Source organism: Pseudomonas sp. GM48, from assembly GCF_000282335.1.
Classification (GTDB): domain Bacteria; phylum Pseudomonadota; class Gammaproteobacteria; order Pseudomonadales; family Pseudomonadaceae; genus Aquipseudomonas.
In genome coordinates, this window is sequence record NZ_AKJM01000116.1 from 17,985 (window position 1) to 41,485 (window position 23,501).

Below are 23,501 nucleotides of genomic sequence, written 5' to 3' on the forward strand. Positions count from 1 at the left end.
CATCAGGATGCGTACATTCTCTTCTGCCAAATACTGCCACACACTGCCAGATTACTGCCAAAAAAAATGGCAGACATGGATTGCTGATACTTGGAAATCGTGGAAACGGGCTGTTTAGAGCGGTCACAGAAAAAACAAATTCTGGCATAGATCTTGAGATTGCTGACAGAGCAGTCATTCAGGAGCTATCCAATGCATTTCGGCGAAAAAATACTGGTTGAAGAATTCTTTGACGAGGCGACATCAACCTTTAGCTATCTTTTGCTTGATCGCTCAACACTGCGGTGCGCGTTGATCGACAGCGTGCTTGATTACGATCCAAAATCGGGCCGTACAAAAACTGAATCAGCTGACAAAATCGTAGCGCGTGTGACGGAGTTAGGTGCATCCGTTGAGTGGATCCTTGAGACACATTTACATGCCGATCATCTGACCGCTGCTCAATATTTGAAACAACGGTTAGGCGGCAAGATAGGCATCGGAAACAGAATAAAAGACGTTCAAGAAGTCTTTAGTCACTTGTTCCATACGGAAGATGAGCTTAGAGGCGGTTCCGATCAGTTTGATATTTTGTTTGATGATAACGATACGTTTCATATTGGCAGCTTAACCGCGAAAGCATTGCATACGCCTGGGCACACACCAGCCTGTATGACCTATCTTATCCAGGATGAACAAGCAGGGCTCGCATTCGTGGGCGATACATTGTTCATGCCCGATTACGGCACAGCAAGATGCGACTTCCCTGGAGGGGACGCCAGAACACTCTTTCGGTCAATACATAAGATTTTGGCGCTTCCTGAATCAACCCACATTTTCATGTGCCACGATTATCGTCCGAATGGCCGACCGCTTGCGTTTATCACCAGTGTAAAAGCACAAAAGCATGAAAATATCCATGTTCGCGAAGGTACAAGCGAAGATGCATTTGTGAATATGCGAGAAACACGTGATGCAACTCTCGACATGCCAATGCTGATACTGCCATCCGTCCAAATCAATATGCGTGGCGGCAACATGCCAGAGCCAGAGACGAATGGAATCCGCTATCTGAAAATACCGCTCAACACGCTTTAACGCTTTAACCTTGCGTAGTTATCAACGGATAATAATATGAATATTTATAAATTAAGTTCGGATTTTTCTATTTCGCCGCAACTCACTGTTGTCGATGTGAAGCAACTGGCTGAGCTCGGGATTCGTACTCTCATTTGCAACAGGCCGGATGGCGAGGCACCCGACCAGCCAACACATGTAACGATCCGCCAAGCAGCCGAAGCAGAAGGCATCACGTTTCACTACCTGCCCACCCAAGCGTCGGCCATCGCTGATGACACGGTGGAGTCCTTCGTCGCAATTTTGCAAGACGCGCCAAAGCCAGTGGTTGCTTACTGTAGAACAGGCACTCGCTCAGCAATGCTCTGGGCTCTTTCTGAGTCAGGTAAGCAGAGTCTGTCCGCCATTCTAGAAAAAACCAAAAGCGCAAAGGTTGATATCAGTTCTCTTGTACGCAGAATCAACAATGGTGGTCGCACCGTTAATGCAATGGCTACGACTCATCACCAGATCGTCATAGTCGGTGCTGGTTCGGCAGGCATCGCCACCGCATCCAGCCTAAAGGCACGAGAGCCTAATCTGGATATCGCATTAATCGACCCTGCCGACGCGCACTACTATCAACCTGGGTGGACTATGGTCGGCGGAGGTATCTTCGAGGCTGAATCTACCGTAAGGACGATGGCATCTGTCATACCTAGAGGTGTGACGTGGATCAAAGCAGCGGTAACTGCTTTCGACCCACAGGCCAATGCTGTCGTCCTCGATGGCGGCAGGGTTATTCAGTACGACCAGCTTGTCGTCTGCCCTGGATTGAAGCTTGACTGGTCGGCCATCAAAGGACTGACTGAAACGTTAGGCTCCAACGGCGTAACCTCGAATTATCGCTACGATCTCGCGCCTTATACCTGGAAACTTGTCCAGGAACTCAACACAGGAAAAGCGCTTTTTACTCAACCCCCCATACCAATAAAATGCGCGGGTGCGCCTCAGAAAGCACTCTATCTGTCATGCGATTACTGGCTGAAAAACAATCGCCAAGCGCAGATAGAAACACAATTTTTCAATGCCGGCGGCGTGCTATTCGGCGTCGCCGACTACGTCCCTGCCCTCATGTCGTACATGAAAAAATATGCGGTCGACTTGAAGTTCAGCCACAAGCTCGTTGCCGTGGATGGCCCCAACAAACAAGCGACATTCGAACGCACCGATAAAGATGGAAACACCGAAACCCTGCAGGAGTCATTTGACATCCTCCACGTCGTGCCTCCGCAGGTTGCTCCTGACTTTATTCGCTCAAGCCCACTAGTGGATGATGCGGGATGGGTCGATGTAGATCCCACAACACTGGCTCACCGAAAATTTTCCAACGTTTGGGCGTTAGGAGATGTGGTGAATACCACCAATGCGAAAACCATGGCGGCTGCACGAAAACAAGCGCCGGTTGTAGCGAACAATGTCCTGGTTAACCTTGGGATGAAGCAGCGTCCAGCTGCGTATAACGGCTATGGCTCCTGCCCTCTGACGGTTGAGCGTGGAAAAGTTGTCTTGGCAGAGTTCCTCTACGGCGGAAAGCTAGCACCAACGTTCGCCACCTGGTTCCTGGATGGGCGCAAACCTTCTCGTTTGAGTTGGTTTCTAAAAGAGAGAATTCTTCCTCCGTTTTACTGGCATTGCATGTTGAAAGGACGTGAATGGTTCGCTGATGCAGAAGTAAGTGAGGCAGAGCGCCAAAAATGAATGAGTACAGCATGCTGGCCATTGTTTTAGGCGCGGTTATTGGAGGTGTTTTGGCCATGACCGGTGCAGGCGGGGGAATCCTCGCCGTTCCTGTATTGGTTTTCGGCCTAGGCCTATCAATGACCCAGGCGGCCCCGGTCGGGTTATTAGCAGTTGCTCTAGCTGCCAGCGTTGGTGCAGTGCTGGGATTGAAGCAGGGAGTGGTTCGATATAAAGCAGCCGCTTTCATTTCGTCGATCGGAATCGTTGCTGCGCCATTAGGCTTACACCTTGCGCAACGCATTCCCAACAAGCCGCTCGCGCTGGTGTTTTCGGTGGTATTGGTCTACGCAAGCGTGCGCATGCTGCGCAATGCAAGTCGGGAAATTCGTAATGGTGGTGCAGCTCCGCGACGCGAGGTATTGCCGTGCGTGCTGAACCCGGCAAAGGGGCGATTGCGTTGGACGTTGCCCTGCGCACGGGTATTGGCGTTAACCGGTTTTACATCGGGATTGCTATCAGGCTTGCTGGGGGTCGGGGGAGGATTCGTAATTATTCCAGCCCTGACGAGATACACCAATCTGGAAATGAAAAGTATCGTCGCAACGTCTCTTGCAGTGATCGCCTTGGTTTCAATCGGTGGAGTGTCTGCCGCCGCGATTAGCGGCGTAATGTATTGGCAAGCAGCAGTACCGTTTGCCGCCGGTGCAGTTTTAGGGTTATTCGCGGGAAGGCAGCTAGCTCACAAGCTGGCCGTTCCTCGTTTACAACAAGCGTTCTCCATAGTAGGAATCGTAGCTGCCATCATGCTGGGAGCCAGTGTATTTGGTTTCAGTCCGTAAAGCGTCTTCAACACGTTAAGACAGCTTAAGGCGGACTGCGTGTTCTACGCCACCGGTCGGCGTCCGATGCTCGACAATATTGGTCTGGGAACAGAGCGTCTAACTCGACAACAACGGTTTCGTCGAGGTCGACGAACAGTATCGGAAGGAGCCATCCATCCTCGCTTTGGGCGATGTGACTGGTCGTGTTCAATTGACGCCAGTCGCTCTGACTGAAGGTATGGCGGTTGCGCGACGCTTGTTCAGGCCTGAGTAATATCGCCCCGTCGACTACAAGATGTCCCGACCGGTGTATTTAGCTTGCCTAATATCGGCACGGTCGGCTTTACCGAGGAAGAGGCTCGGGATGCCGACCATGACGTGGTGATCTTCGAAAGCCGTATCCGCCCCATGAACCTGGCCCTGACTGTGTTCCAGGAGCGCATACTGATTAAATTGGTGGTGGACGCTAAAACCGAAAAGGTGGTGGGCTACCAAATGGTAGGCCGGTTTTCACGACCCCGTTGGCTCCACGCTTGATTGTTTCTCACGGGCAAACTCACCCAACGTGTTCAGTGCTTTGGCCGCTGAACGCAAGTAAAAGGCCTGAAGTTGAAAGACGTGCCACCGTGCCGCGTATACCTCCAGCCGACAATTCACCCCACTGTTAAGTGCTTGTTCGGCTAAACGTATGGAATCGGATAACAGCAGTTCATGGTCGCCAACCTGAACCAGCATCGGAGGCAGTCCTTGCAGATCCATTCGCAATGGACTGCTCGTCGCCTCATCGGAGGTATACCAACCTAGCCCCTGCTCAAGCCAATCGCGACGAATCATGGGGTCTTCCTTAAGTCGCGACGTCATTGAGGCGCCAGTCAAGTGCTCGTCGGTTACCGGTGACATCAATAGCAGTCCTGCGGCAAACCGCTCGTAACGATCCCGAAGCTTGAGGGCCAAGGCCAACACCAACGCAGCGCCCGCCGAATCGCCTGCCAGAAAAATCCGGTTGGTGGCATAACCTTGAGAGCGCAAGGCTTCATAGCATGCCAGCGCATCTTGCAGTGCTGCTGGGCAGGGATGCTCTGGAGCCAATCGGTAATTCGCAGCCCATACCGACATCCTGGATGCCTTGGCCAAGCGACTCGTGATGCTCCAGTGCGTATCCGGGGAGCCAAGGCAAAAAGCTCCACCGTGCAGGTACAAAATGACACTGCCGCTTTCACCTTGCTTAGGAGCAACCACCTGTACGGGAACGCCATTGACCCGTTGGGAATAGCGGATCACACCCGTGGTACCGGGCATTAGTCGGGAAAGCCCCCTGACCACCCTTCTTTGCGCGACAACACCCAATCCCGGCCCGATCAATGACCGAAATGTGCTGCGCAAGAAGCCTCGCAAAAAACGTGTTTTCAACACTTCAAGCCAATCTCGTGATTCCGCTATCAGGGCGCCATGTTCGAACTGACGGCTAAAGCGGTACGCGTGCAAAGCAGAGAATCGCGTCAGCCAGCGATAGCTTAAGGTGAAGCCTGGCCAATTAGTGCTGTTGTTGCCGTCGTCATCGACGTACCAGCTCTTGCAGCCGTTCCACACCGTGTTGGCCAGGCGGTTCTGGGTCTGTTGGTAGAAACGGTCATACGCTCTCTGATCGACCTCAATTGTGTTCGTCTTTGTTGCTTTCAAAGTGCGCAAGCATCGCATGATGTGTGCAATCTGGCTTTCAAGCATATACACGATCGAGTTGTGGCCAAGGTTGGTATTTGGGCCGTACAGCATGAAAAAATTGGGAAAGTTCGGAACCGCTAGTCCAAGATAAGCACGGGTACCGTCGCGCCAAGCCTGGTTAAGGTTTACTCCACTACGCCCGACAATGCGCATCGGAGACAAAAATTCAGTGGCCGCGAATCCGGTGCCGTAGACGATCACATCGACCTCATGCCGTCTGCCGTCCGCCGTTTCAATTCCGTTCTCCGTAACCCGGACAATACCGTCCGTGACCAACTCCACGTTGGGCCGACTCATGGTCTTAAGGTATTCGCTAGACAGCAAAATGCGTTTGCAGCCGAACGGATAATCAGGAGTAAGTTTCTGCCGCAGCGCGGGATCAGTCACCTGCTCGGTCAGCAGTTTGCGAAATGGAATACCGACCGCCCACTTCATCAAAGACTTGAAACGTGTAAACGCCAGAGCTCGTGATTCATACCGTAGATATATTGATGCACGGTAAGCGCTCATCAACCAGGGAACATTGCGTAGCAGGGCTTTTTCTCGTTCGGAGTACGCGCGGTCGGGACGTGGCATCACGTGCGCGGGAGAGCGCTGAAAAACCTTCAAGTGCTCCACTTGGCCGGCAATGGCCGGCACAAACTGAATTGCAGAGGCCCCGGTACCGACTACCGCTACTCGCTTACCAGCCAGCGAGTAGCCGTGATCCCAATTGGCCGAGTGAAAGATGTGCCCTTTGAAATTATCCATGCCCGCCAATTTGGGAAAGGCCGGGCGGCTCAGCTGCCCAGTGCCGCTGATCAGCAACGAAGCAGTCAGTACAGTTCCGTCTTTCTGTATGACCTGCCACATAGAAGTCGCTTCATCGAATTCAGCAGAGACGACTTCGGCGCCAAAACGGATGTATTTACTCAACCCATATTTGTCGGCGCAGCGTTGCAGGTAGTTATGAATTTCTCCCTGCGGAGCGAACACCCGGCTCCAGCCCGGATTTGGCTCAAACGAAAACGAATATAAATGTGAGGGTACGTCACACGCTGCACCGGGATAAGTGTTGTCCCGCCAGACACCACCTACATCATGTTTTTTTTCCAGGATGACGAAGTTCTCGACGCCGGCCTTTTGCAACGCAATCGCCATGCCGATGCCAGCGAAGCCGGTTCCGATGATGATGGCGGTCAGGGGCATTACGGACTCAAGGTCGACATCAAAATCATGCAACGACATAAGGTGCCTCATTCTTGTTATTGGCGATGGTCGAGTCTTGCGGCTCCACGGACGATTTCACCCGTTGAATACCCCGAATTAGATCAGCGGCTTTCTCAGCGATCATGATTGTCGGCGCGTTAGTATTGCCGCCTATAAGGGTCGGCATGATGGAAGCATCGACAATGCGTAAGCCCTGTAACCCATGCACCCGCAGCTTCGAGTCCACCACAGCAAGTGCGTCAATGCCCATCCGGCAGGTGCCCACTGGGTGATAAACGCTGTCGGTACGACGTCGTAGAATGGCGCGGATCTGCTCATCGGTGCCGATTTCTGCGGTATACAGATCTTGAGTGATCCAACTGGCAAGAGCGGGAGCCTGCATCAGCTGACGGGTGATTTTGAACGCCGCGACCATGTCTTCAAGATCTTGTGGATCCTGAAGAAAGGCCGGATCAATCAATGGCCTCGCTTGCGGGTCATTGCTGGCCAGCGACACCGCACCGCGACTGCGTGGTCGCAGAAGGCAAACATGGCAGGAAAGTCCATGACCGAGTCGCAATTTGCGGGCATGATCCTCGACCGGCGCGACGACGAAATGCAGTTGAATATCCGGCTTGTCCAAAGCCTCGCGAGTTTTAAGAAACGCCCCGCCTTCGGCAAAGTTCGAGGTCAACATGCCCCGACGCTCATTTCGAAAACGGACTGCCTCTTTCAGCAGCTTCGCACCGCCGCCCATGGAGAGGCCCATTGCGTCGAGGCTGGGTGTTTTGTAAACGAAGACAAAATCCGGGTGATCCTGCAGGTTCTGGCCTACCCCTGGAAGATTCAGCAGGACTTTGATGCCGTGGCGTTGCAGTTCTGCCTCCGGCCCCACACCAGAAAGCATCAACAGTTGTGGCGTCTGAAAGGCTCCGGCGGCAAGGATTACTTCCCGATGTGCCCTTAACACATGAATTTGGCCATGTTGAAGAACTTCCACACCTACGGCGCGGGTACCTTCGAATAGAATGCGTTGAACCTGTGCCCGGGTTTCCACCGTAAGATTGTTGCGTACACCTATATGAGGAAGAAGATAGGCTCGCGCTGCACTACAACGCTCACCATGCTTTTGCGTCACCTGGTAAATACCTACGCCTTCCTGCTCGGCACCGTTGAAATCGTCGTTGAGCGGCAACCCGGTCTGACGGGCCGCGTCCAGAAATCGCTGCTGAAACGGGTTGTCGGAACGTAGATCGCTTACCCACAACGGCCCGTCTCGACCGTGCCATTCGTTATCGATTCGCTCGTTGTGTTCGCTGAGGCGAAAGTAAGGCAGCACGTCTCTGAACGCCCAGCCGTTATTACCCAACGAAGCCCAATGGTCGTAGTCCCATTGATGTCCCCGCACATAAATCATGGCGTTGATCGCTGATGATCCGCCCAATGTCTTACCGCGAGGCTGGTAGCCTTTGCGGCCAGCAAGAGCTATTTGCGGAACGGTTTCAAACGACCAGTTGTTCACCGAAGTCGGCACCATGGCCACCATAGCGGCTGGGATATTGACCAGGCTTGTTTGACCGCTTCCACCCGCCTCCAGCACACAAACGCTGACGTTCGGATCTTCGGTCAACCTGCTTGCAACCACACACCCACCGGAGCCACCACCCACAACGATGTAATCGAAGGTCTTTTTCATTATTGTTTTCTCACGCACAGGACAGTGCGAAGTCCGGACGTCTAATCAGAAACGTGTAATAGCAAGTTCTGATTCGCGCCAAGCACCACGACAGCCTTTATTGTTGTTGGAACGGCTAGCCGAACACGGATGATGGTGACGCCCATCAGGGAAGAGACCAATGCTGGAAAGGGCCAGATGCTTTATTATTTGGGCCAACCTTTCGCAATAGGCCAAAGAGGCATGAGCTTTCGGGATTTTATGCGCGGCCCCGCCAGCGCCTTGTTACAGCTTGAGTTCGGTCGTGAAAAAGGCCTGTCAGCTACTGCTGTTCTGGCGGGCTCGGGACTGACTCAGGCGCAATTAAGCGATCCGAATGTCGAGGTGACCGCCGACCAAGAGCTACGCTTGATCAGCAATTTGTTGACGCCTCTGGGGAATCCATCCGGCTTGGGATTTGAAGTTGGTACACGCTATCACTTCTCCACCTATGGCCTATTCGGTTACGGCTTGATTAGCAGTGCGACTACAGGTGATGCCTTGGCACTGGCGTTGCGCTTTCTGCCGCTCACCTACGCTTTCACCGTCATCTTGTATGAAGAGCGACGCAATGATGGTGTGTTGACCTTCCAAGCACCTGGGCTAGCGTCGGACTTGCGAGACTTTGTACTGGCTCGGGATATGGCTGCAGCAGCGGTGCTGCTGAAAGAGTTGGCTGGTGAACACTTCGCACTGTCGCGTTTTACCCTCAGAGCCACTGCACCAATCCTACCTGGCAATGATCACCTTTTGGGTACCCCTCCGGCCTACTCGGCCAGCTGCAATAGCCTGTCCTTCAATCGTGCGTTCCTGTCTCACCCCTTGCCTCAGGCCAATGCCGTCACGGTAAGCATGTGCGAACAGATGTGCACAAAATTGATGCAAAGCAGAGTCGCCCGCTCGGGCATGACTGCTCTAGTGCAGCACTACCTATCTAGCTTCGACAACACGCCTCCGGATCTTTCCGAAATAGCCCGTCTTACCCACATCAGCACGCGCACCCTGAAGCGCCGACTGAACGATGAAGGCACCACATTTCGAACACTGCTGGCTGAGGCCCGCAGCTCCAGCGCCATCGAAATGCTCAATGACTCCCGCCTGAGCCTGACCGAGATCGCCGAGCGACTAGGTTTCAGTGACTTATCTAGCTTTTCTCAAGCATTCAAGCGATGGCATGGGGTGGCACCGAGCAAGTTTTCGAACTCAAAAAACTAGCTGAAGACTGAAAAAAACACCTAACGTGCTTTCAATCTATAGCGTCAACAAATCGATAGGGTTGCCAGCTAACACGCGGCTACATAGTCTGACGTGAGCAATTGATTTTCGAATACCAGCAAGCGCCTCCGCTCGGAGACGCTAATTCAACGAGTTCTTGATCACTTGGCAGAAACGACGTTCTGATTCTGCTCTCCCAAGCCGTCAATCCATACACGTATCTGATCGCCAGGGTGCAGCCACTGCGGCTCTGGTTTCATCCCCATGCCTACCCCTGGAGGAGTGCCTGTGCAAATTACGTCACCGGGTTGCAGCGTCATGTACCGACTGCAGTAAGACACAATCTGCGCAACAGAAAAGATCATCGTTTTCGAATTGCCTGTTTGGCGCCGTTCACCGTTTATGTCCAGCCACATATCGAGGTTTTGCGGATCCGCGATCTCATCTCGAGTCACCAGCCAAGGCCCGATCGGGCCGAAGGTGTCGCATCCCTTGCCTTTATCCCATTGCGAGCATTGCATCTGAAATGCACGTTCAGAAACATCGTTCACCACGCAGTAACCAGCAACGTAGTCCAGAGCGTGGGCGTCGGATACATACTTAGCCTCACTACCAATGACTACCCCCAACTCAAGCTCCCAATCCAGCTTGGTGGAGTGAGGAGGCTGAACGATGTCGTCATTGGGCCCTGAAAGGCAACTGATGGCTTTATGAAAAATGATGGGTTCGGTGGGGATTGTCATGCCAGCTTCTTCAGCATGATCTCGGTAGTTGAGTCCAATGGCGATAAATTTTCGGACATGGGACACAGGGACTCCGTAACGAACGCCCTCCTCCACCACTGGCAGTAAAGCAACATCTAGCTCCGAGAGCTCCGCAAGAGCGGCTGGGGCCAGTACCGAAGGATCGATATCGGTGATATGCGCAGAGAGATCGCGGATCCGACCTTCGGCGTCCACCAAACCTGGACGCTCTTTGCCTGGCGGGCCAAAACGACAAAGCTTCATTACTACCTCGACTGTCTTCTAAGAAAAGGTGGGGCAACGAGCATCGATGGAGGCCATTGAAGGAAGCGCAGCCTCAATCAAGGTGCAATCCGTGCTCTGGCACCTGAAAAAACTGTGATGCCATCAGGATCAGTGTGCTGAGTGGACGATCCAACGAAAGCCCTAATGTGGAGCACTCTCAACAATCTGCCCCCCTACTGATAATTGAGAAAATCCATCTTATGACATAAAATATATTTTTCGCAACAAACAATATTTTACTCCAGGGAGCAACATTGTGACGGTAGATAGGCAGCCAAAAAGCCTCACCCAGGCGACATACGAACGCCTGCACAGAGATGTTTTGTCCTGCGTTTTACCTCCTGGAAGTAGAGTTAACGTCAAGGAGCTAGCAGAACAGTACGAAGCCAGCGCAGGCGCGGTGCGAGAAGCTCTTTCTAGGATGACCTCAGAAGGGCTTGTCATTGCTGAACCTCAAAAAGGGTTCCGAATTTCAGCTGTCTCGCTGGAGGATCTTAATGACCTCACGCAGGCCCGAATCGAGATAGAAGCGAGTTGCCTTCGCCACTCCTTCGAAAACAGCAGTATCGCCTGGGAGGCAAGGTTAGTTTCGGCCTACCACTGTCTTTCGAGAATTACCGGGCCCGACACCAGCGATGAGTACGAAGCGGATGGTTGGAATGCAGCGCATAAGGCGTTTCATGAAGCATTGGTCAGCGCCTGCCCAAATACTTGGCTGTTGCGAATGCGAACAATGCTGTTCGAACAAACTGCCCGCTATCGAGCGATGTCGATAGCGATGTCCACCAGGAATAGGGACATCACCGCTGAACACAAGAAGCTCTTCGATGCAGCCTTGGCAAAGGATGCGGACAAGGCCAGTGAGTTGTTGATACATCACATTCAGATGACTTCTTCGGCTCTGATAAAGGGGCTGAAGGGTGTCCAAGAAATGAAGGAGCAATAGTGCTGAGTCGACCCTCTTGAATAGCATTGTCGTTCGTACAAATTGACTGGATCGCAATCAAATTCGAGCGGTAGCAAACGGGAGAATAAAACCTGGCGCTGCAGAATATCGGCTCCAACCATTCGGAGTCGGTATGAAAAAATCATTTCTAGTCACTGGCATGTTGGCGCTTTCGTTGACCGCAGGGGTTACTCAAGCGCAAGGGTTCAAAGTGCAAAGCACCAGCCCTGTGAACGGACATCTTCAACAGGCGCAGTACGCTGATGCGTTCGGCTGCAGCGGTAAAAACCTCTCCCCTCAAATTTCCTGGAGTGGTGCTCCGCAGGGTACGAAAAGCTATGTGGTGACGATGTATGACCCCGACGCGCCTACCGGATCAGGCTGGTGGCACTGGGTGCTGGCTAACGTACCCGGGAACATACACGAGCTAAAGGAAGGCGCAGGCAGTCCTGGTGGCAAGCTTCCAGCTGGCACGCTTGAGGTGCGGGGCGATACCGGTATGCCTGGTTACCTTGGGGCATGCCCGCCTGAAGGGCAGACACATAATTACTTGATTACGGTTCATGCACTGAAAGTCGATAGGCTCGAACTACCGCCTACTGCCACACCGGCGATGTTGGGCTTTATGGTGCAGGGCAGCTCGCTTGGAAAAGCCACACTGACGGTAAAAGGTAACCGCTAATGTCGATGACCAACGCTTACGACTCCTACAGCGCTCTGAACATCATTACCCGACCTGGAGTCGGGACAACAGGAGTCGTTCTCCAGCAAAAAAATCTGGAGTTCAAGCGTTTGTATATTGAATCGCCTTTGCTGATATACGTAGAAAAAGGCATGAAATCTGTACGGTGGCCAGGGGGAAAGTATTTGATCCGCGCAGGCGAGGCGATCGTCGTAGCAGGTGGTCAATCGCTCGATATCACGAACAAACTAGCGGAAGACGGTAGCTACCGAGCCCACTGGTTGGTGTGGGATGAAACGCTGTTTGCCTCGAATGCCGAATCCAATTCGGATTTGCCAGTCATTAAAAATGCCCTCCCTATGAGAAGCGATATCGCAGATTTTGCGGACTCGCTTCACCGTGCAATTCAAGCAGTGGAGGACAAGACCGTCCCGCCCATCATTGCTCGCCATCGCTTGCAAGAGCTTTTGGTTTGGGTGGGTGTAAACGGAGGACGCCTGGAGCACTCACGGCCGCCGACGATGACAGCGAAAGTAAGACAGCTCATCAAAAAAGACCTAGCTGGCGAATGGAGCGCAGAAACCGTTGCGTCAGCATTTGCGATGAGCGAAGCCACAATGCGCCGAAGATTGGCTGAGGAAGGTACCAACTTAAGCAATCTGCTGATCGATGCTCGCATGTCTTTTGCATTGCAACTGCTCCAATCGACAGCTCAGCCAGTGATGCAGATAGCACTTTCCGTCGGCTATCAGACACCGTCTCAATTTGCTGTCCGATTTCGAGATAGGTTCGGCTTTCCACCGACAGCAATTAGGGGGCATCGACGAGACAGTTGACCATAGTGCGCGGTCATTCCCTTCACCGCATTGGAGACATTCGCTCGGGCATCGTTAGCTTCCTTGGGAAGTGAGGCCTTTAATAATGATGGTCATCCATTGCGCCAGTACCCGCTCCATCATTTCCGGACTTATCGGAGCTGAGTCCGCTCGCCACATTAGGCTCAGGACGCCATTGGCTGCTGCCCACATCGAGGTAGTGGCCAAATATGGGTCTACGGTCGGATCAATCGATCCGTCAGCAATACCATCGGCAATGGCAGCTTCCATTTTGCTGTTTTGGTGCCTTACCAAATCGCTCACACGCGCTAGCGCTTCCGGTTCATTAGGAGGATCCGCTAGCAATCGAAACTCATTTGGGCGCTCAAGGGCGAACCGAAAGTAACCTTTCGCAGCCATTTGAAGTCGTTCTAAAGGCGTCCCAGCTGCCGCATAAGCGGCATCCATGTAGGACTTGTTTTCCTCAAAAGCCCTTTCAGCGACGGCCATAAGCAACGCCGATCGTCCACCAATTCGGTTGTAGATGGTCTGCACCGCAACGTCTGCTCGTTCAGCAACAGCTTCGAGTGTCAAAGCGACTGCTCCACCCTCCAAGATCAAGGCTTCGGCGTGTTCAATTATTGCTAGCCGCGTGGCCTCAGCCTTGCGTTGGGTGCGTGTGGGGAAGGTGATTTTTGTCATGTCGCGAGTATACATGAAAGAATTTGTTGTAAGGCATTCCAATTTTGGAATAGCATCAAAAAAACAACAAGGACTCCACCATGTCCCAACGTCTAGATGTCTCATTTCCGTCCAATGGCGAAAGCTGCGCCGCCTGGCTGTACTTACCGGAAGAGCCTTCCCCACACCCCGTTGTCGTTATGGCTCATGGTCTGGGTGGAGTACGAGAAATGCGCTTGGATGCTTTTGCCGAGCGGTTCTGCGAGGCTGGGTATGCCTGTCTGGTATTCGACTACCGAAACTTCGGGGCGAGCGAAGGTGAACCTCGGCAGCTCCTGGACATAGCGAGCCAACAGGAGGACTGGCGATCAGCCGTAGCCTATGCCCGCGCCCGGAAAGAATTGGATCCGGCAAAGGTAATTCTTTGGGGATCCTCTTTTAGCGGAGGCCATGTGATTCATACCGCCGCCGCAGACGGAAAAATCGCCGCTGTAATCGCCCAGTGTCCTTTCACCGACGGCCTAGCCTCATTCTTCAAAGTCAATCCGCTGACCTCGCTCAAATTGACCGTGCTCGGTCTAGCAGACGTTGCGCGCTCATTACTTGGTGTTACGCCTGTAACCGTCAAAATTGCAGGGCCAAAGGGCTCTGCTGCGCTTATGACTGCTCAAGATGCCGAATCTGGATATCTCGGTTTAGTGCCAGCCAAATATCCCTTCAAAAATTACGTAGCGGCGCGTTTTGCACTCAATATCACGCGTTACCGGCCGGGGAAGAAAACAACAAAACTCTTTTGTCCCATTTTTTTCTGCATCTGCGAGACAGATACCGTTGCCCCTGCTGGCCCGACACTGCACTACGCCAAACGAGCTATGGATGCCGAGATTCATATTTGCCAGGAAGGCCATTTTGATATTTATGTCGGAGATGCCTTCGAGCGAGTCATCGAAAAGGAAATTGCATTTCTTAAACGCCGTGTTTCACGCGGCATGACACGCTTTCACCCCGCATAACTGCAGTAACGCATCTTCACAAAAAAGGACAATTACGCTCAAAAAAACACAGTTGCCAAACTGGAACTGACGCTTATGAACCTCAAGCAAAGGCATAATAATGAATAACAAACCTACCGTATTTATCACTGGCGCAGCCAAAGGCATCGGCGCTGAAACCGCATTAATGTTTTCCAAGAATGGATATCGTGTTGCCGCGACCGACATTAACGAAAAGGATCTGGAAAAACTAAAACAGCTTTTGGGTGATGAGCATTTTTACCGCCGGCTAGACGTTACTAATCCTGATGACTTTGCCGCGACACTCAAAGAGTTCGCTTTAGAAAACGGCGGAGCAATTGACGTACTTATTAATAACGCAGGCATAGCCTTTATAGATGACTTCGAAAAAATATCACTTGAAAAACATCTTGCGCTAACCGACATAAATGTTAATGGCGTACAAATCGGAGCCTTCCACGGGCTTCAATATCTAATGAAAAGTTCAAAGCCGACAATGATTAGCATGTGTTCTCTCAGCTCAGAATATGGCGTACCAAGCGAGGCTTCATATTCGGCCAGCAAGTTTTGGGTAAAGGGATTTACTGAGGCGATAAACATCGAATGGGATCGCCACGGAATCTATGTATGCGATGTCATGCCAAATTTTGTCGCGACTCCCATGATGCAAAATTTAGACGGAAAAATTGTACAATCAATCGGTATTAAGCTTAACGCTAACGATGTAAGCGCAACCATATGGAAAGCAATACAGAATCGCAAACGCATCCATTGGGAAGTAGACACCTGGCGCCCTCGCCTACTCCGAAGCCTGAATAAACTGCTACCAAACAATATCCGCCGAGCCGCTATGAAGCATTTAAGCGGCTACTAAGCAAAATTATATATAACTAGAACACCTAAGCACACCTTCGAATAAAAACAATCGGCGACAGCGAATAGTGAACCTATCGCCGAATGAGCACTGCTATTCCTGCAATAAACGTCACTAGCCACCCAAAATAATAAACTTAATAAAAGGCTGATCCAACTAGCCTTGGGAGACATCTATGACCGGTGCAAATAAAAACAATACTATGGCGGCCGTCCTCTTTCTTGCCTTTTTCTGCTCAAAAGCCCACGCAGAATTCCGTGAGCCAATGAACGCTGTGAAGCTAGGTTTTGCTGAGATTCACTTTCACACCAGTACAAGTGACTTAGAGGGCCCTCCTGGCACCACACCACCAGGAATCACAGCGAACATTAACAATACCCAAACGCTAGCAGTAATATATGAGCGTCAAATTTCTGGGCCTTGGTCTCTCGTTTTACAAGGTGGAGCTCCTCCAACCTTGAAAGTTGATGCTACCGGTACGGCAAAGGCGCTAGGTAAAATTGCTACTGCTAAAGCTTGGTTTCCAGCTGTGATTCTTAAATACACTTTTCACGATGTTTGGGGGTTTCGCCCTTACATCGGAGCTGGAGTGAATTACACGTTCTATACCGATAAGCATATGACTGACGCCTACACAAATGGGTTCCGGGGCACATCCAGCTCAGTCAAGCTAGATAACACCTGGGGTGGTGTGATGAAATTTGGTGCGGAGTTTCCGCTTGACGACGATTGGGTGATCGACGTTGGATACTCTCACTATTGGATAAAAACGAATGCCACTATTGCCACTGAAACACCAGGCATAGGGCGGATTGAAAGAACTATTCAAGCCGAGGCTAATCCAGACGCATTTGGTTTGTTAATCGGATACAAGTTCTAAATATTTCGTCCACCGGTACAAAAAAAATGCTCGGCAAGCTCAAGGCATCCCTCGTCCTTCACCTTGCTTCGACCGATCAATCGGCGTTGCGTGCCGATTGATCGGTCGAGGTAAAGCCACCTTGGAATGCCTAAACGACTGACCCTAGAGCCTCCAGCGAGCGAGAGCCAAGACTGAATTTCACCTCTCTAAAATGCACAATTTGCAACCCTACCTACTGAATGGTATCGTTGAAATCAACCCCCTTGGAAACAGATCAAGGTAGATCCATATATACCCAGCATTATTTATCATCGGAGATGGGACTGCGGGGAGAAATTCTTATTTGCGGGGACGCTGGTGAAATATAAAATACTTGACGTATCGAACTTCAAAGGCACAAAAAAAGTAGTGCTGCTCACTGCTTTAGCAATGCTCGCATTTTCCGCCAACTCGGTACTTTGCCGACTTGCACTTCGTCATACAGAAATTGATCCTACTTCCTTTACCCTTATACGCTTGGTGAGTGGAGGCATCATGCTCTGGGTGCTACTAGCGATAAAAGGTGCTCCTTCCCGTCCCTCTGGAACCTGGCTTGGTGCTTTCACTCTGTTTGCCTATGCGTTTGCTTTTTCATACGCATATCTGAACCTGGAAACTGGGACAGGCGCCCTACTGTTGTTCGGCGCAGTACAACTCACCATGCTTGGTTACGGGTACTGCAAAGGTGAGAGGATGCAAGGAGTCGCAATTGCAGGGCTACTCCTTGCAATTGGAGGTCTTGTGGCCTTGTTATTACCCGGAACAAGCGCGCCTGCGCTTGGTAGCGCTGGGATTATGCTGTTGTCAGGCGTTGCATGGGCCGGCTACTCCCTAATTGGCAAGCAATCGAATGATCCACTCGCATCGACAACAGGGAATTTCTTGCGAGCCGTCCCTATGATGTTTTTGGCGTCGATCCCTTTTGTAAATGACTTTTCAATCGATTTATTGGGGGCTCTTTGCGCCATTGCGTCTGGGACGATTGCCTCAGGTGTTGGTTATGCGATCTGGTACGCGGCGATACGCTCGCTTTCATCATTCCGGGCAGCAACCATCCAATTGAGTGTTCCCGTTTTAGCGTCTCTCGCCGGGGTACTCATCCTGGGTGAGCACCTTACCGTTCGCTTAGCACTCACTTCGTTGGCAGTGTTAGGAGGAATTGGGTTGGTGCTTAGCGACAAGCGCTTAGCAAATGCCACTAACTGATCTCACGAATCCCAATCGCCACCGACAGGGGACATTGGCTTCTAGGCGCACTATCTTTTCTCTTCATACGACCAAAAAAGGGCCCTCGCAGGGCCCTTTTGTACTCAAACCTAAGTCACTTCGTCAGCCAGGACTCGACAGTGTCAGAGCCGTATTCAGCTTTCCACTCTTTCAGAGTTTTGTGATTGCCGCCTTTGGTTTCTACGACTTCGCCGGTGTGAGGATTCTTGTAGACCTTCACTTGGCGGGGCTTACGAGTACCAGCTTTGGATTCGACTGCTGGAGCACGACGACCGGCCTGTGGATCAAGCAAATTGATCACGTTCTGCAAGCTGTAACCGTACTCAGCGAGCAAGGCGCGGAGCTTTGTTTCAAACTCGATTTCTTTCTTGAGGCCAGCATCGCCTTTCAGCGCCTCGAGAGCTTCGAGTTGTTCGGCAAGGTGTTTTTCGAGCTGGCGGAACTCGGCGAGCTTGGACATGGGAACTCTCTATGTGATTAGTCTCCTAAAGTTACACCAATTCAGCGTTACGCATGAAGTGGCGATCAGGCAAGATTTAAAAAATCGCAAAGGAAATTTTACTACAGTGGCGCCACCTCTGAGATTTGTCAGTGGAACGGAACTGTGAACGAAGGCGTCGTTTGTAATAGATCGCCTGCCTTTTTTGTCAGGAACGAAGACGAGTAAGTAATCCCGTCAAGATTTTGGATTCTTGACGTAACGCATGACTATGAAGCAGGCAATCAGAATACTTAGATTCCTCTAGCATGAGGTCAGACAGTTCCTCCGGCAGGAACTCCATGATCGACGAGACGTTTGCCAAGACCCGCACATGTCCACGAGCCCCTTCGGCGTATTCGCCGAGTTCGCTATCAAGCCGTTCCATCGCTCGCGTCAGTGATCGCGCATGCCTTAGTAATGCCATTCCGGCCGGTGTAGGTTCAACCCCGCGCTTGCTGCGACTGAGCAAAGGTGTACCGAAGCGCACCTCAATATCGGAAATCCGTTTACTGACCGCAGACGGAGCCATGAACGCTCGTTCGCTGGCACGCGCGATGGTGCCCTCCTCGTACACCAAGATGAATAAAAGCAAGGACAAATGATCAAGATGCTGCATTCAACCGTTACCTCAAGTCGTAGCACCGCGTATAGCGAAGCCGATCGCTTCTACTCTCGCTCAACAATTCGCACAACTGCTGCTATGCGATAGAGGCCGGTGCGGCCCGACGGCTCAATCCAAGAAAGCCAACCAACACTTGACGCCATCAAGAAAAGAGACATAAAGTCCACGGTAGACATTTTATACACACAAGGTGTGACTGGCATGGCTCAAACCGTTGAAATGGCCCTCCCTTCGCAAACCCCTGGCGTGGTGCACAAGCTTTGCAAGCACACCTTCAGTGGTGGTTCGAGTCAACGGAGTGCCTACATACAGGCCGGACTGCATGCCGACGAACACCCAGGGCTTCTTGTGATTCAGCATCTTCTCGTTCATCTGCAAACGCTGGAGCAGCAAGGGCGGATCTTCGGTCGTATTGTGATCAGGCCATACGCTAATCCTGTTGGTATGAGTCAACAGGTTTTTGGCCAACTGACGGGGCGCTTCAATCTCGCCAATGGTGAGAATTTCAACCGCAACTTCCCAAATATCGTTGGCAAGCTGGAGACCGTGCTAACAAAGACGCGACCAGCCTATAACGACACTTGCGCAATGAAGGCATTGATGCTGTCTGTGCTTGGCGATTCGATACCTACGGAAACTGTCGCCGCGAACAAGTACCTGTTATTGCACGAGGCGCTGCAGCACGATCTGTTCATCGACCTTCACTGTGATACCTCAAGTATTTTGCACATTTACGCCAACCGCAATCAGCAGAAACGAGCAACACGTCTCGCCACAAGCATGGGCGTCACTGCGGTTTTTCTCGAAGAGGAAGCTGGTGGATTCCCACTGGACGAGGCATATGCCAAAGCCTGGAAGGCGTTGTATGCAAAAGAGTTCGTCGACGCAGAACACCTCGGCTTCTCCGCCACTGTCGAGCTTCGTGGCCAAGCCGATGTGGAAGACGATATCGCCGAACAGGATGCGATGGGGTTGCTGCGATTTCTCAGTGCAGAAGGCTTGATTCGCTTGGACGAGGACGCCGAACACCCCATCAGACCAGAGCAGGTGACTGTGTATCCGCTAGAAGGGGTTGCCCATCTAGAAGCAACCGGTACGGGAATTATTGCCTGGAAAAAAGCGCTCGGCTCGTCCGTACAGCGCGGAGACATTATTGCTGAAATCTTGCCGCTTGATATGCAGCTTGGAACGCCCCGTATCCCGGTACCGAGCCCAGTAGATGGCATTCTCGTTGCCCGAAATCACATCAGGCTGGCTCGAACTGGTCAACGCATAGGCATGGCGGCGGGAACCGAGCCGCTTCCCGGACGTATTACGGGTCAATTGATGCACGCTTTCTAACAACCAGAGTAGGTACGAAAACCTATCCATAAGCTACGAAAACTTAATTTTTAAACTGCCTTGGCGAGCTGCATTTTGCGGCTTCACCAACAAAACCGACAATCAATCTGAGGCACGTAAAATGAAAATCCACGCAGTGTTCTGCGGTCTTATGTTTGCGCTTTCAATGTCAATGACGCACGCGGCAGATCAACCGCTTAAAATAGGCATAGAAGCGGCCTACCCGCCCTTCGCTTCCAAGTCACCCAACGGCGAAATCACCGGTTTCGATTACGATATCGGTAATGCGCTCTGCGCAGAAATGCAGATCAAGTGCCAATGGGTCGAGCAGGAATACGACGGCCTGATTCCCGCGCTGAAGGTTAAAAAGGTTGACGCGATTCTGTCGTCGATGTCGATAACAGAAGAGCGCAAGAAATCTGTCGACTTTACCGACAAGTATTACCAGAGCCCTGCTCGGCTGGTGATGAAAAGCGGAACACAAATTGGTGAAGACCTCTCCGGTCTCAAAGGCAAGCGCATCGGTGTGCAGCGCTCCAGTATCCATGACCGATTTGCAACCGAAGTCCTGGCGCCCAAGGGTGCGGAGATAGTGCGCTATACCTCGCAAAATGAGATCTACCTGGATATGAATTCCGGTCGGCTCGATGGAACTGTCGCTGATCAGATCATTCTCAGCGAGTCGTTTCTAAAATTGCCTACCGGACAAGGATTCGCCTTCGCTGGCCCGCAATTGACTGATCCAAAATACTTCGGTGACGGCATCGGCATAGCCTTACGCAAAGGCGATACACCCCATGTACAAAGTTTCAATGACGCCATCAAGGCATTGAGGGCCAAGGGTATTTACCAAGCCATCAACGCGAAATATTTCGAATTCGATGTGTATGGCAAATAACCGGGTGATATCAGTTCTCACGGGATAGTTTGCTACTCAAGATTTCCTCAGTTATTTCGCCGATCCGCTCACTAGGCTCCGGGAAGTTATCGCCGGTGCCCCCCTGTGTCTGGCGGGTGGATTTGCATCGGTTTTAGGCAAAAAAAGGGTTCTATCTTCGCCTTGAACAAGGGGCGTGTCAGGGTGCCAATTCCGGTGCCTGTTGAACCCTAGATCATTTTTTGCCTGCGTGATTTCTCCTTTAACAGCTGCCTGAGAGCGTCATACATGCCCATACATAATCAAGCCCCCTTTGTCGTAAAAGAGTCAGATGTCAAGGCGTTGCTAGCGCAGATCGACGTCTTGTCTGCGATGCGCAGGCTGTTCGAATCGCTAGGTGCCGGCAACGCCGTACAGCCTCCACAACAACTGGTGGAATTCCCCAACGGGCAGGGAGACTTCATCAACTACCTGGGGGTTATGAACGCAGAAAAGGTTTATGGGATTAAAACATCCCCTTACATCAAGACCGAAGGCAAACCGCTGGTAACCGCATGGTCAATCCTGATGTCCATGGAAACCGGTACTCCACTGTTACTTGCCGACGCGGGTCTGCTGACCACCCTGCGTACTGCTGCGACCACTGCGCTGGCAGTTGATCGCCTAGCCCCCGAAGACAGCAAACGTCTTACCGTAATCGGCACCGGCCCGATTGCCCTGGCACATATCGAGTTCGTAAAGGGATTGCGAAACTGGGAAAAAATCTCTATCCACTCCCTGGAAATCTCATCGCTAGGTGAAGAAAAGCGCGAGGCCATTTTGGCAATCGACTCACGCATCGCGCTATGCGAACTGCAATCGAAAGCTGTCTCCAATGCGGACGTCGTGATGCTTTGTACTTCCTCACCAAAACCTGTCCTGCATACCGAAATTCTCGGACAGCCAACTCTCATCACTTCGATCAGCACCAATGCTTATCGCGCGCATGAAATCTCTCCGGAGGAATTATCAAAAATGGACGTGTACTGCGATTACAGACACACGACCCCATTTGCGGCCGGAGAAATGGTAATCGCGGCCGAACGTAAATTATGGTCGACCGAAAGCTTGGTAGGTGACCTGGCTGAGCTATCCAATTCAACAGCACCGCTACCCAAATACGACCGTCATGTGTTTTTCCGTTCCATCGGTCTGGGCCTGGAGGATGTTGCTATTACCCTCGAAATCTATAAGGCGCTCACTCAGCGCTGAACACCGTTTGCTGACAAACAATCAAAACGAAAGGTATCTACATGAAGATCAAAGAATTCGGCGTTGAAATCTGGATGAACGCCTATGAAAACGACTGCAAATACAACCTGGCCGAAACCTGTGTCGAGTCTCTGACCATCGAACAGCTACTGGAAATGGCCGGTAAAAAAGACAGCATCCTCGATGAGCTACTGCCGTTGAAAATGACGTATGGCGCCATCGAAGGTACTGATCGCCTCCGTAATAACGTGGCCGCTTTGTACTCGAAGCAGAGTAAGCACAACGTGATCATCACCCATGGTGCGATAGGTGCTAACGCCTTGGTGTATGAAACCCTTGTTGAGCCTGGTGACCACGTTATTTCCGTGGCTCCGACTTACCAGCAGCACTACTCGATTCCAGAGAGTTACGGTGCCGACGTTTCGATTCTTAAACTGCGTGAAGAGAACGCCTTCCTGCCTGACCTGGAAGAGCTCAACGCGCTGGTCAGGTCGAACACCAAAGTGATTGCAATCAACAACCCGAACAACCCGACCGGGTCTCTGATGGATCAAGCCATGCTTGAGCAGATTGTGTCGATTGCTCGTGCTGCCGGAGCCTACCTTCTCAGTGACGAGGTCTACCGGGGCATCGACCAGGATGGCGACGGCTTCACCGTCTCGGTGGCAGATCTGTACGAAAAAGGTATCAGCACCGCCAGTATGTCCAAGGCGTTCTCATTGGCTGGTCTGCGACTGGGCTGGATCGTCGCGCCAACTGAACTGATTCATCGGGTTGCCATTCACCGCGACTACAACACCATCAGCGTCGGCATGCTGGATGATCATTTCGCCTGTATCGCGTTGGAAAACAAGGACAAGATACTGGCCCGTAACAAATCCATTACTCGCACCAACCTCGAGTACTTAGATCAGTGGATCGCGAAAGAACCCAAGGTCTCGTTCGTCAAACCGAAATCCGGCACCACAGCCCTTCTAAAGATCGATGTCGACCTGTCCTCCCGTGACTTGTGCGTCAAGCTGCTGGAAAGCAAAGGTGTCATGTTCACGCCAGGTAGTGCCTTGGACATCGAAGGTTATGTGCGCATTGGTTATGCCAACAACCTTTCAGTCCTGAAGGAAGGCCTGGAAAAGGTTTCGGAATTTCTCACAGAGCTTTGATCTTCTCCTTCATGCCTTCGCCAAGTAACGTGGCGTGGCCTGATGAATGATGCCGACGGCGATGGCGATGCCGTCGGCATTTTCAACATTCGCATGACGCTGGAGCCCCTAGGTGGTCGTCACTATCTCTACAAAACCACGGCTCGTAGTGAAACATCGTAGCT

20 protein-coding genes and 2 pseudogenes are annotated in these 23,501 nt (G+C 51.8%); 16 read left to right on the top strand and 6 right to left on the bottom strand.

From position 1 onward, the window contains the following. Positions 1 to 192 precede the first annotated feature (192 nt). From PMI28_RS07890 to PMI28_RS29880, 4 genes and pseudogenes are all read left to right on the top strand, one after another. Entirely contained in the window at positions 193 to 1,077 is an 885-nt protein-coding gene (locus PMI28_RS07890; RefSeq protein ID WP_007989735.1) for an MBL fold metallo-hydrolase, read from the top strand. A 36-nt stretch (positions 1,078 to 1,113) separates the two neighbouring features. Continuing rightward, complete coding sequence (locus tag PMI28_RS07885; RefSeq protein WP_007989736.1) at positions 1,114 to 2,796, top strand: bifunctional protein tyrosine phosphatase family protein/NAD(P)/FAD-dependent oxidoreductase; 1,683 nt, start codon at positions 1,114 to 1,116, stop codon at positions 2,794 to 2,796. Then, the gene (locus PMI28_RS07880; RefSeq protein ID WP_033063520.1) at positions 2,793 to 3,617 is read left to right on the top strand and encodes a sulfite exporter TauE/SafE family protein; all 825 of its coding nucleotides are present in this window, start codon (positions 2,793 to 2,795) and stop codon (positions 3,615 to 3,617) included. The genes PMI28_RS07885 and PMI28_RS07880 overlap by 4 nt, the downstream gene beginning before the upstream one ends. An 18-nt stretch (positions 3,618 to 3,635) precedes the next feature. Beyond that, positions 3,636 to 4,103: pseudogene (locus PMI28_RS29880) on the top strand (FAD-dependent oxidoreductase); the annotation flags it as partial. Positions 4,104 to 4,109: 6 nt separating this feature from the next. Here PMI28_RS29880 and PMI28_RS07875 read toward each other — a convergent pair. Both PMI28_RS07875 and PMI28_RS07870 read right to left on the bottom strand, forming a co-directional pair. Beyond that, positions 4,110 to 6,548 (bottom strand): flavin-containing monooxygenase, encoded by a 2,439-nt coding sequence (locus PMI28_RS07875; RefSeq protein ID WP_007989738.1) that lies wholly within the window; start codon positions 6,546 to 6,548, stop codon positions 4,110 to 4,112. Continuing rightward, positions 6,535 to 8,205, bottom strand: a complete 1,671-nt coding sequence (locus PMI28_RS07870; protein ID WP_007989739.1) for a GMC family oxidoreductase — start codon at positions 8,203 to 8,205, stop codon at positions 6,535 to 6,537. Before PMI28_RS07870 ends, PMI28_RS07875 begins: the two co-directional genes overlap by 14 nt. Positions 8,206 to 8,334: 129 nt before the next feature. Between PMI28_RS07870 and PMI28_RS07865 the strand changes: the two genes are divergently transcribed. Continuing rightward, positions 8,335 to 9,438, top strand: coding sequence for an AraC family transcriptional regulator (locus PMI28_RS07865; protein ID WP_238540708.1), 1,104 nt, complete (start codon positions 8,335 to 8,337; stop codon positions 9,436 to 9,438). 161 nt (positions 9,439 to 9,599) lie between these two features. Here PMI28_RS07865 and PMI28_RS07860 read toward each other — a convergent pair whose 3' ends face one another. Next, positions 9,600 to 10,445: a fumarylacetoacetate hydrolase family protein gene (locus PMI28_RS07860; RefSeq protein ID WP_007989741.1), complete on the bottom strand. Its 846-nt coding sequence runs from the start codon at positions 10,443 to 10,445 to the stop codon at positions 9,600 to 9,602. A gap of 277 nt (positions 10,446 to 10,722) precedes the next feature. On the opposite strand from PMI28_RS07860, the gene PMI28_RS07855 reads away from it, so the two are divergent. The 3 genes from PMI28_RS07855 (at position 10,723) to PMI28_RS07845 (ending at position 12,930) form a co-directional block, all read left to right on the top strand. Further along, on the top strand, positions 10,723 to 11,412 hold the full coding sequence (locus PMI28_RS07855) for a GntR family transcriptional regulator (RefSeq protein WP_007989742.1): 690 nt from the start codon (positions 10,723 to 10,725) through the stop codon (positions 11,410 to 11,412). Between the two features lie 133 nt (positions 11,413 to 11,545). Further along, positions 11,546 to 12,094, top strand: coding sequence for a YbhB/YbcL family Raf kinase inhibitor-like protein (locus PMI28_RS07850; protein WP_007989743.1), 549 nt, complete (start codon positions 11,546 to 11,548; stop codon positions 12,092 to 12,094). Further along, on the top strand, positions 12,094 to 12,930 hold the full coding sequence (locus tag PMI28_RS07845) for an AraC family transcriptional regulator (protein WP_007989744.1): 837 nt from the start codon (positions 12,094 to 12,096) through the stop codon (positions 12,928 to 12,930). The genes PMI28_RS07850 and PMI28_RS07845 overlap by 1 nt, the downstream gene beginning before the upstream one ends. A gap of 54 nt (positions 12,931 to 12,984) precedes the next feature. Here PMI28_RS07845 and PMI28_RS07840 read toward each other — a convergent pair whose 3' ends face one another. Then, entirely contained in the window at positions 12,985 to 13,611 is a 627-nt protein-coding gene (locus PMI28_RS07840) for a TetR/AcrR family transcriptional regulator (RefSeq protein ID WP_033063528.1), read from the bottom strand. A gap of 80 nt (positions 13,612 to 13,691) precedes the next feature. On the opposite strand from PMI28_RS07840, the gene PMI28_RS07835 reads away from it, so the two are divergent. From PMI28_RS07835 to PMI28_RS07820, 4 genes are all read left to right on the top strand, one after another. Further along, positions 13,692 to 14,603: an alpha/beta hydrolase gene (locus tag PMI28_RS07835; RefSeq protein WP_007989746.1), complete on the top strand. Its 912-nt coding sequence runs from the start codon at positions 13,692 to 13,694 to the stop codon at positions 14,601 to 14,603. Positions 14,604 to 14,703: 100 nt separating this feature from the next. Next, positions 14,704 to 15,477, top strand: coding sequence for an SDR family oxidoreductase (locus tag PMI28_RS07830; protein WP_007989749.1), 774 nt, complete (start codon positions 14,704 to 14,706; stop codon positions 15,475 to 15,477). A 175-nt stretch (positions 15,478 to 15,652) separates the two neighbouring features. Continuing rightward, positions 15,653 to 16,357 carry an OmpW/AlkL family protein gene (locus PMI28_RS07825; protein ID WP_007989751.1) on the top strand — a complete coding sequence of 235 codons (705 nt, stop codon included), beginning with the start codon at positions 15,653 to 15,655 and terminating at the stop codon, positions 16,355 to 16,357. Between the two features lie 339 nt (positions 16,358 to 16,696). After that, complete coding sequence (locus tag PMI28_RS07820; RefSeq protein WP_086805309.1) at positions 16,697 to 17,584, top strand: DMT family transporter; 888 nt, start codon at positions 16,697 to 16,699, stop codon at positions 17,582 to 17,584. Positions 17,585 to 17,699: 115 nt separating this feature from the next. On the opposite strand, the gene PMI28_RS07815 is transcribed toward PMI28_RS07820, so the two are convergent. Next, positions 17,700 to 18,065, bottom strand: a complete 366-nt coding sequence (locus PMI28_RS07815) for a histone-like nucleoid-structuring protein, MvaT/MvaU family (RefSeq protein WP_007989755.1) — start codon at positions 18,063 to 18,065, stop codon at positions 17,700 to 17,702. A gap of 280 nt (positions 18,066 to 18,345) precedes the next feature. Then, positions 18,346 to 18,702: pseudogene (locus PMI28_RS0128810) on the bottom strand (LysR family transcriptional regulator); the annotation flags it as partial. Positions 18,703 to 18,909: 207 nt separating this feature from the next. On the opposite strand from PMI28_RS0128810, the gene PMI28_RS07810 reads away from it, so the two are divergent. The 4 genes from PMI28_RS07810 to PMI28_RS07795 all read left to right on the top strand — a co-directional run bounded on the left by PMI28_RS07810 (position 18,910) and on the right by PMI28_RS07795 (position 23,337). Then, positions 18,910 to 20,049: a succinylglutamate desuccinylase/aspartoacylase family protein gene (locus tag PMI28_RS07810; protein ID WP_007989758.1), complete on the top strand. Its 1,140-nt coding sequence runs from the start codon at positions 18,910 to 18,912 to the stop codon at positions 20,047 to 20,049. Positions 20,050 to 20,200: 151 nt separating this feature from the next. After that, complete coding sequence (locus PMI28_RS07805; protein ID WP_033063532.1) at positions 20,201 to 20,947, top strand: ABC transporter substrate-binding protein; 747 nt, start codon at positions 20,201 to 20,203, stop codon at positions 20,945 to 20,947. A gap of 267 nt (positions 20,948 to 21,214) precedes the next feature. After that, a complete protein-coding gene (locus PMI28_RS07800) occupies positions 21,215 to 22,177 on the top strand; it encodes an ornithine cyclodeaminase family protein (RefSeq protein ID WP_007989762.1) in 963 nt (320 codons plus the stop codon). A 41-nt stretch (positions 22,178 to 22,218) separates the two neighbouring features. Continuing rightward, on the top strand, positions 22,219 to 23,337 hold the full coding sequence (locus PMI28_RS07795) for an aminotransferase (RefSeq protein WP_007989765.1): 1,119 nt from the start codon (positions 22,219 to 22,221) through the stop codon (positions 23,335 to 23,337). Positions 23,338 to 23,501: the final 164 nt, after the last annotated feature.

Excerpts from the sequence above, each read along its gene's own strand:
- PMI28_RS07825 (WP_007989751.1), top strand. The coding sequence starts at position 15,653 with ATGACCGGTGCAAATAAAAACAATACTATGGCGGCCGTCCTCTTTCTT.
- PMI28_RS07805 (WP_033063532.1), top strand. The coding sequence starts at position 20,201 with ATGTTTGCGCTTTCAATGTCAATGACGCACGCGGCAGATCAACCGCTT.
- PMI28_RS07860 (WP_007989741.1), bottom strand. The coding sequence starts at position 10,445 with ATGAAGCTTTGTCGTTTTGGCCCGCCAGGCAAAGAGCGTCCAGGTTTG.
- PMI28_RS07795 (WP_007989765.1), top strand. The coding sequence starts at position 22,219 with ATGAAGATCAAAGAATTCGGCGTTGAAATCTGGATGAACGCCTATGAA.
- PMI28_RS07875 (WP_007989738.1), bottom strand. The coding sequence starts at position 6,548 with ATGTCGTTGCATGATTTTGATGTCGACCTTGAGTCCGTAATGCCCCTG.
- PMI28_RS07800 (WP_007989762.1), top strand. The coding sequence starts at position 21,215 with ATGCCCATACATAATCAAGCCCCCTTTGTCGTAAAAGAGTCAGATGTC.
- PMI28_RS07870 (WP_007989739.1), bottom strand. The coding sequence starts at position 8,205 with ATGAAAAAGACCTTCGATTACATCGTTGTGGGTGGTGGCTCCGGTGGG.
- PMI28_RS07840 (WP_033063528.1), bottom strand. The coding sequence starts at position 13,611 with ATGACAAAAATCACCTTCCCCACACGCACCCAACGCAAGGCTGAGGCC.
- PMI28_RS07865 (WP_238540708.1), top strand. The coding sequence starts at position 8,335 with ATGATGGTGACGCCCATCAGGGAAGAGACCAATGCTGGAAAGGGCCAG.
- PMI28_RS07835 (WP_007989746.1), top strand. The coding sequence starts at position 13,692 with ATGTCCCAACGTCTAGATGTCTCATTTCCGTCCAATGGCGAAAGCTGC.
- PMI28_RS07890 (WP_007989735.1), top strand. The coding sequence starts at position 193 with ATGCATTTCGGCGAAAAAATACTGGTTGAAGAATTCTTTGACGAGGCG.
- PMI28_RS07830 (WP_007989749.1), top strand. The coding sequence starts at position 14,704 with ATGAATAACAAACCTACCGTATTTATCACTGGCGCAGCCAAAGGCATC.
- PMI28_RS07880 (WP_033063520.1), top strand. The coding sequence starts at position 2,793 with ATGAATGAGTACAGCATGCTGGCCATTGTTTTAGGCGCGGTTATTGGA.
- PMI28_RS07850 (WP_007989743.1), top strand. The coding sequence starts at position 11,546 with ATGAAAAAATCATTTCTAGTCACTGGCATGTTGGCGCTTTCGTTGACC.
- PMI28_RS07810 (WP_007989758.1), top strand. The coding sequence starts at position 18,910 with ATGGCTCAAACCGTTGAAATGGCCCTCCCTTCGCAAACCCCTGGCGTG.
- PMI28_RS07815 (WP_007989755.1), bottom strand. The coding sequence starts at position 18,065 with ATGTCCAAGCTCGCCGAGTTCCGCCAGCTCGAAAAACACCTTGCCGAA.
- PMI28_RS07885 (WP_007989736.1), top strand. The coding sequence starts at position 1,114 with ATGAATATTTATAAATTAAGTTCGGATTTTTCTATTTCGCCGCAACTC.
- PMI28_RS07845 (WP_007989744.1), top strand. The coding sequence starts at position 12,094 with ATGTCGATGACCAACGCTTACGACTCCTACAGCGCTCTGAACATCATT.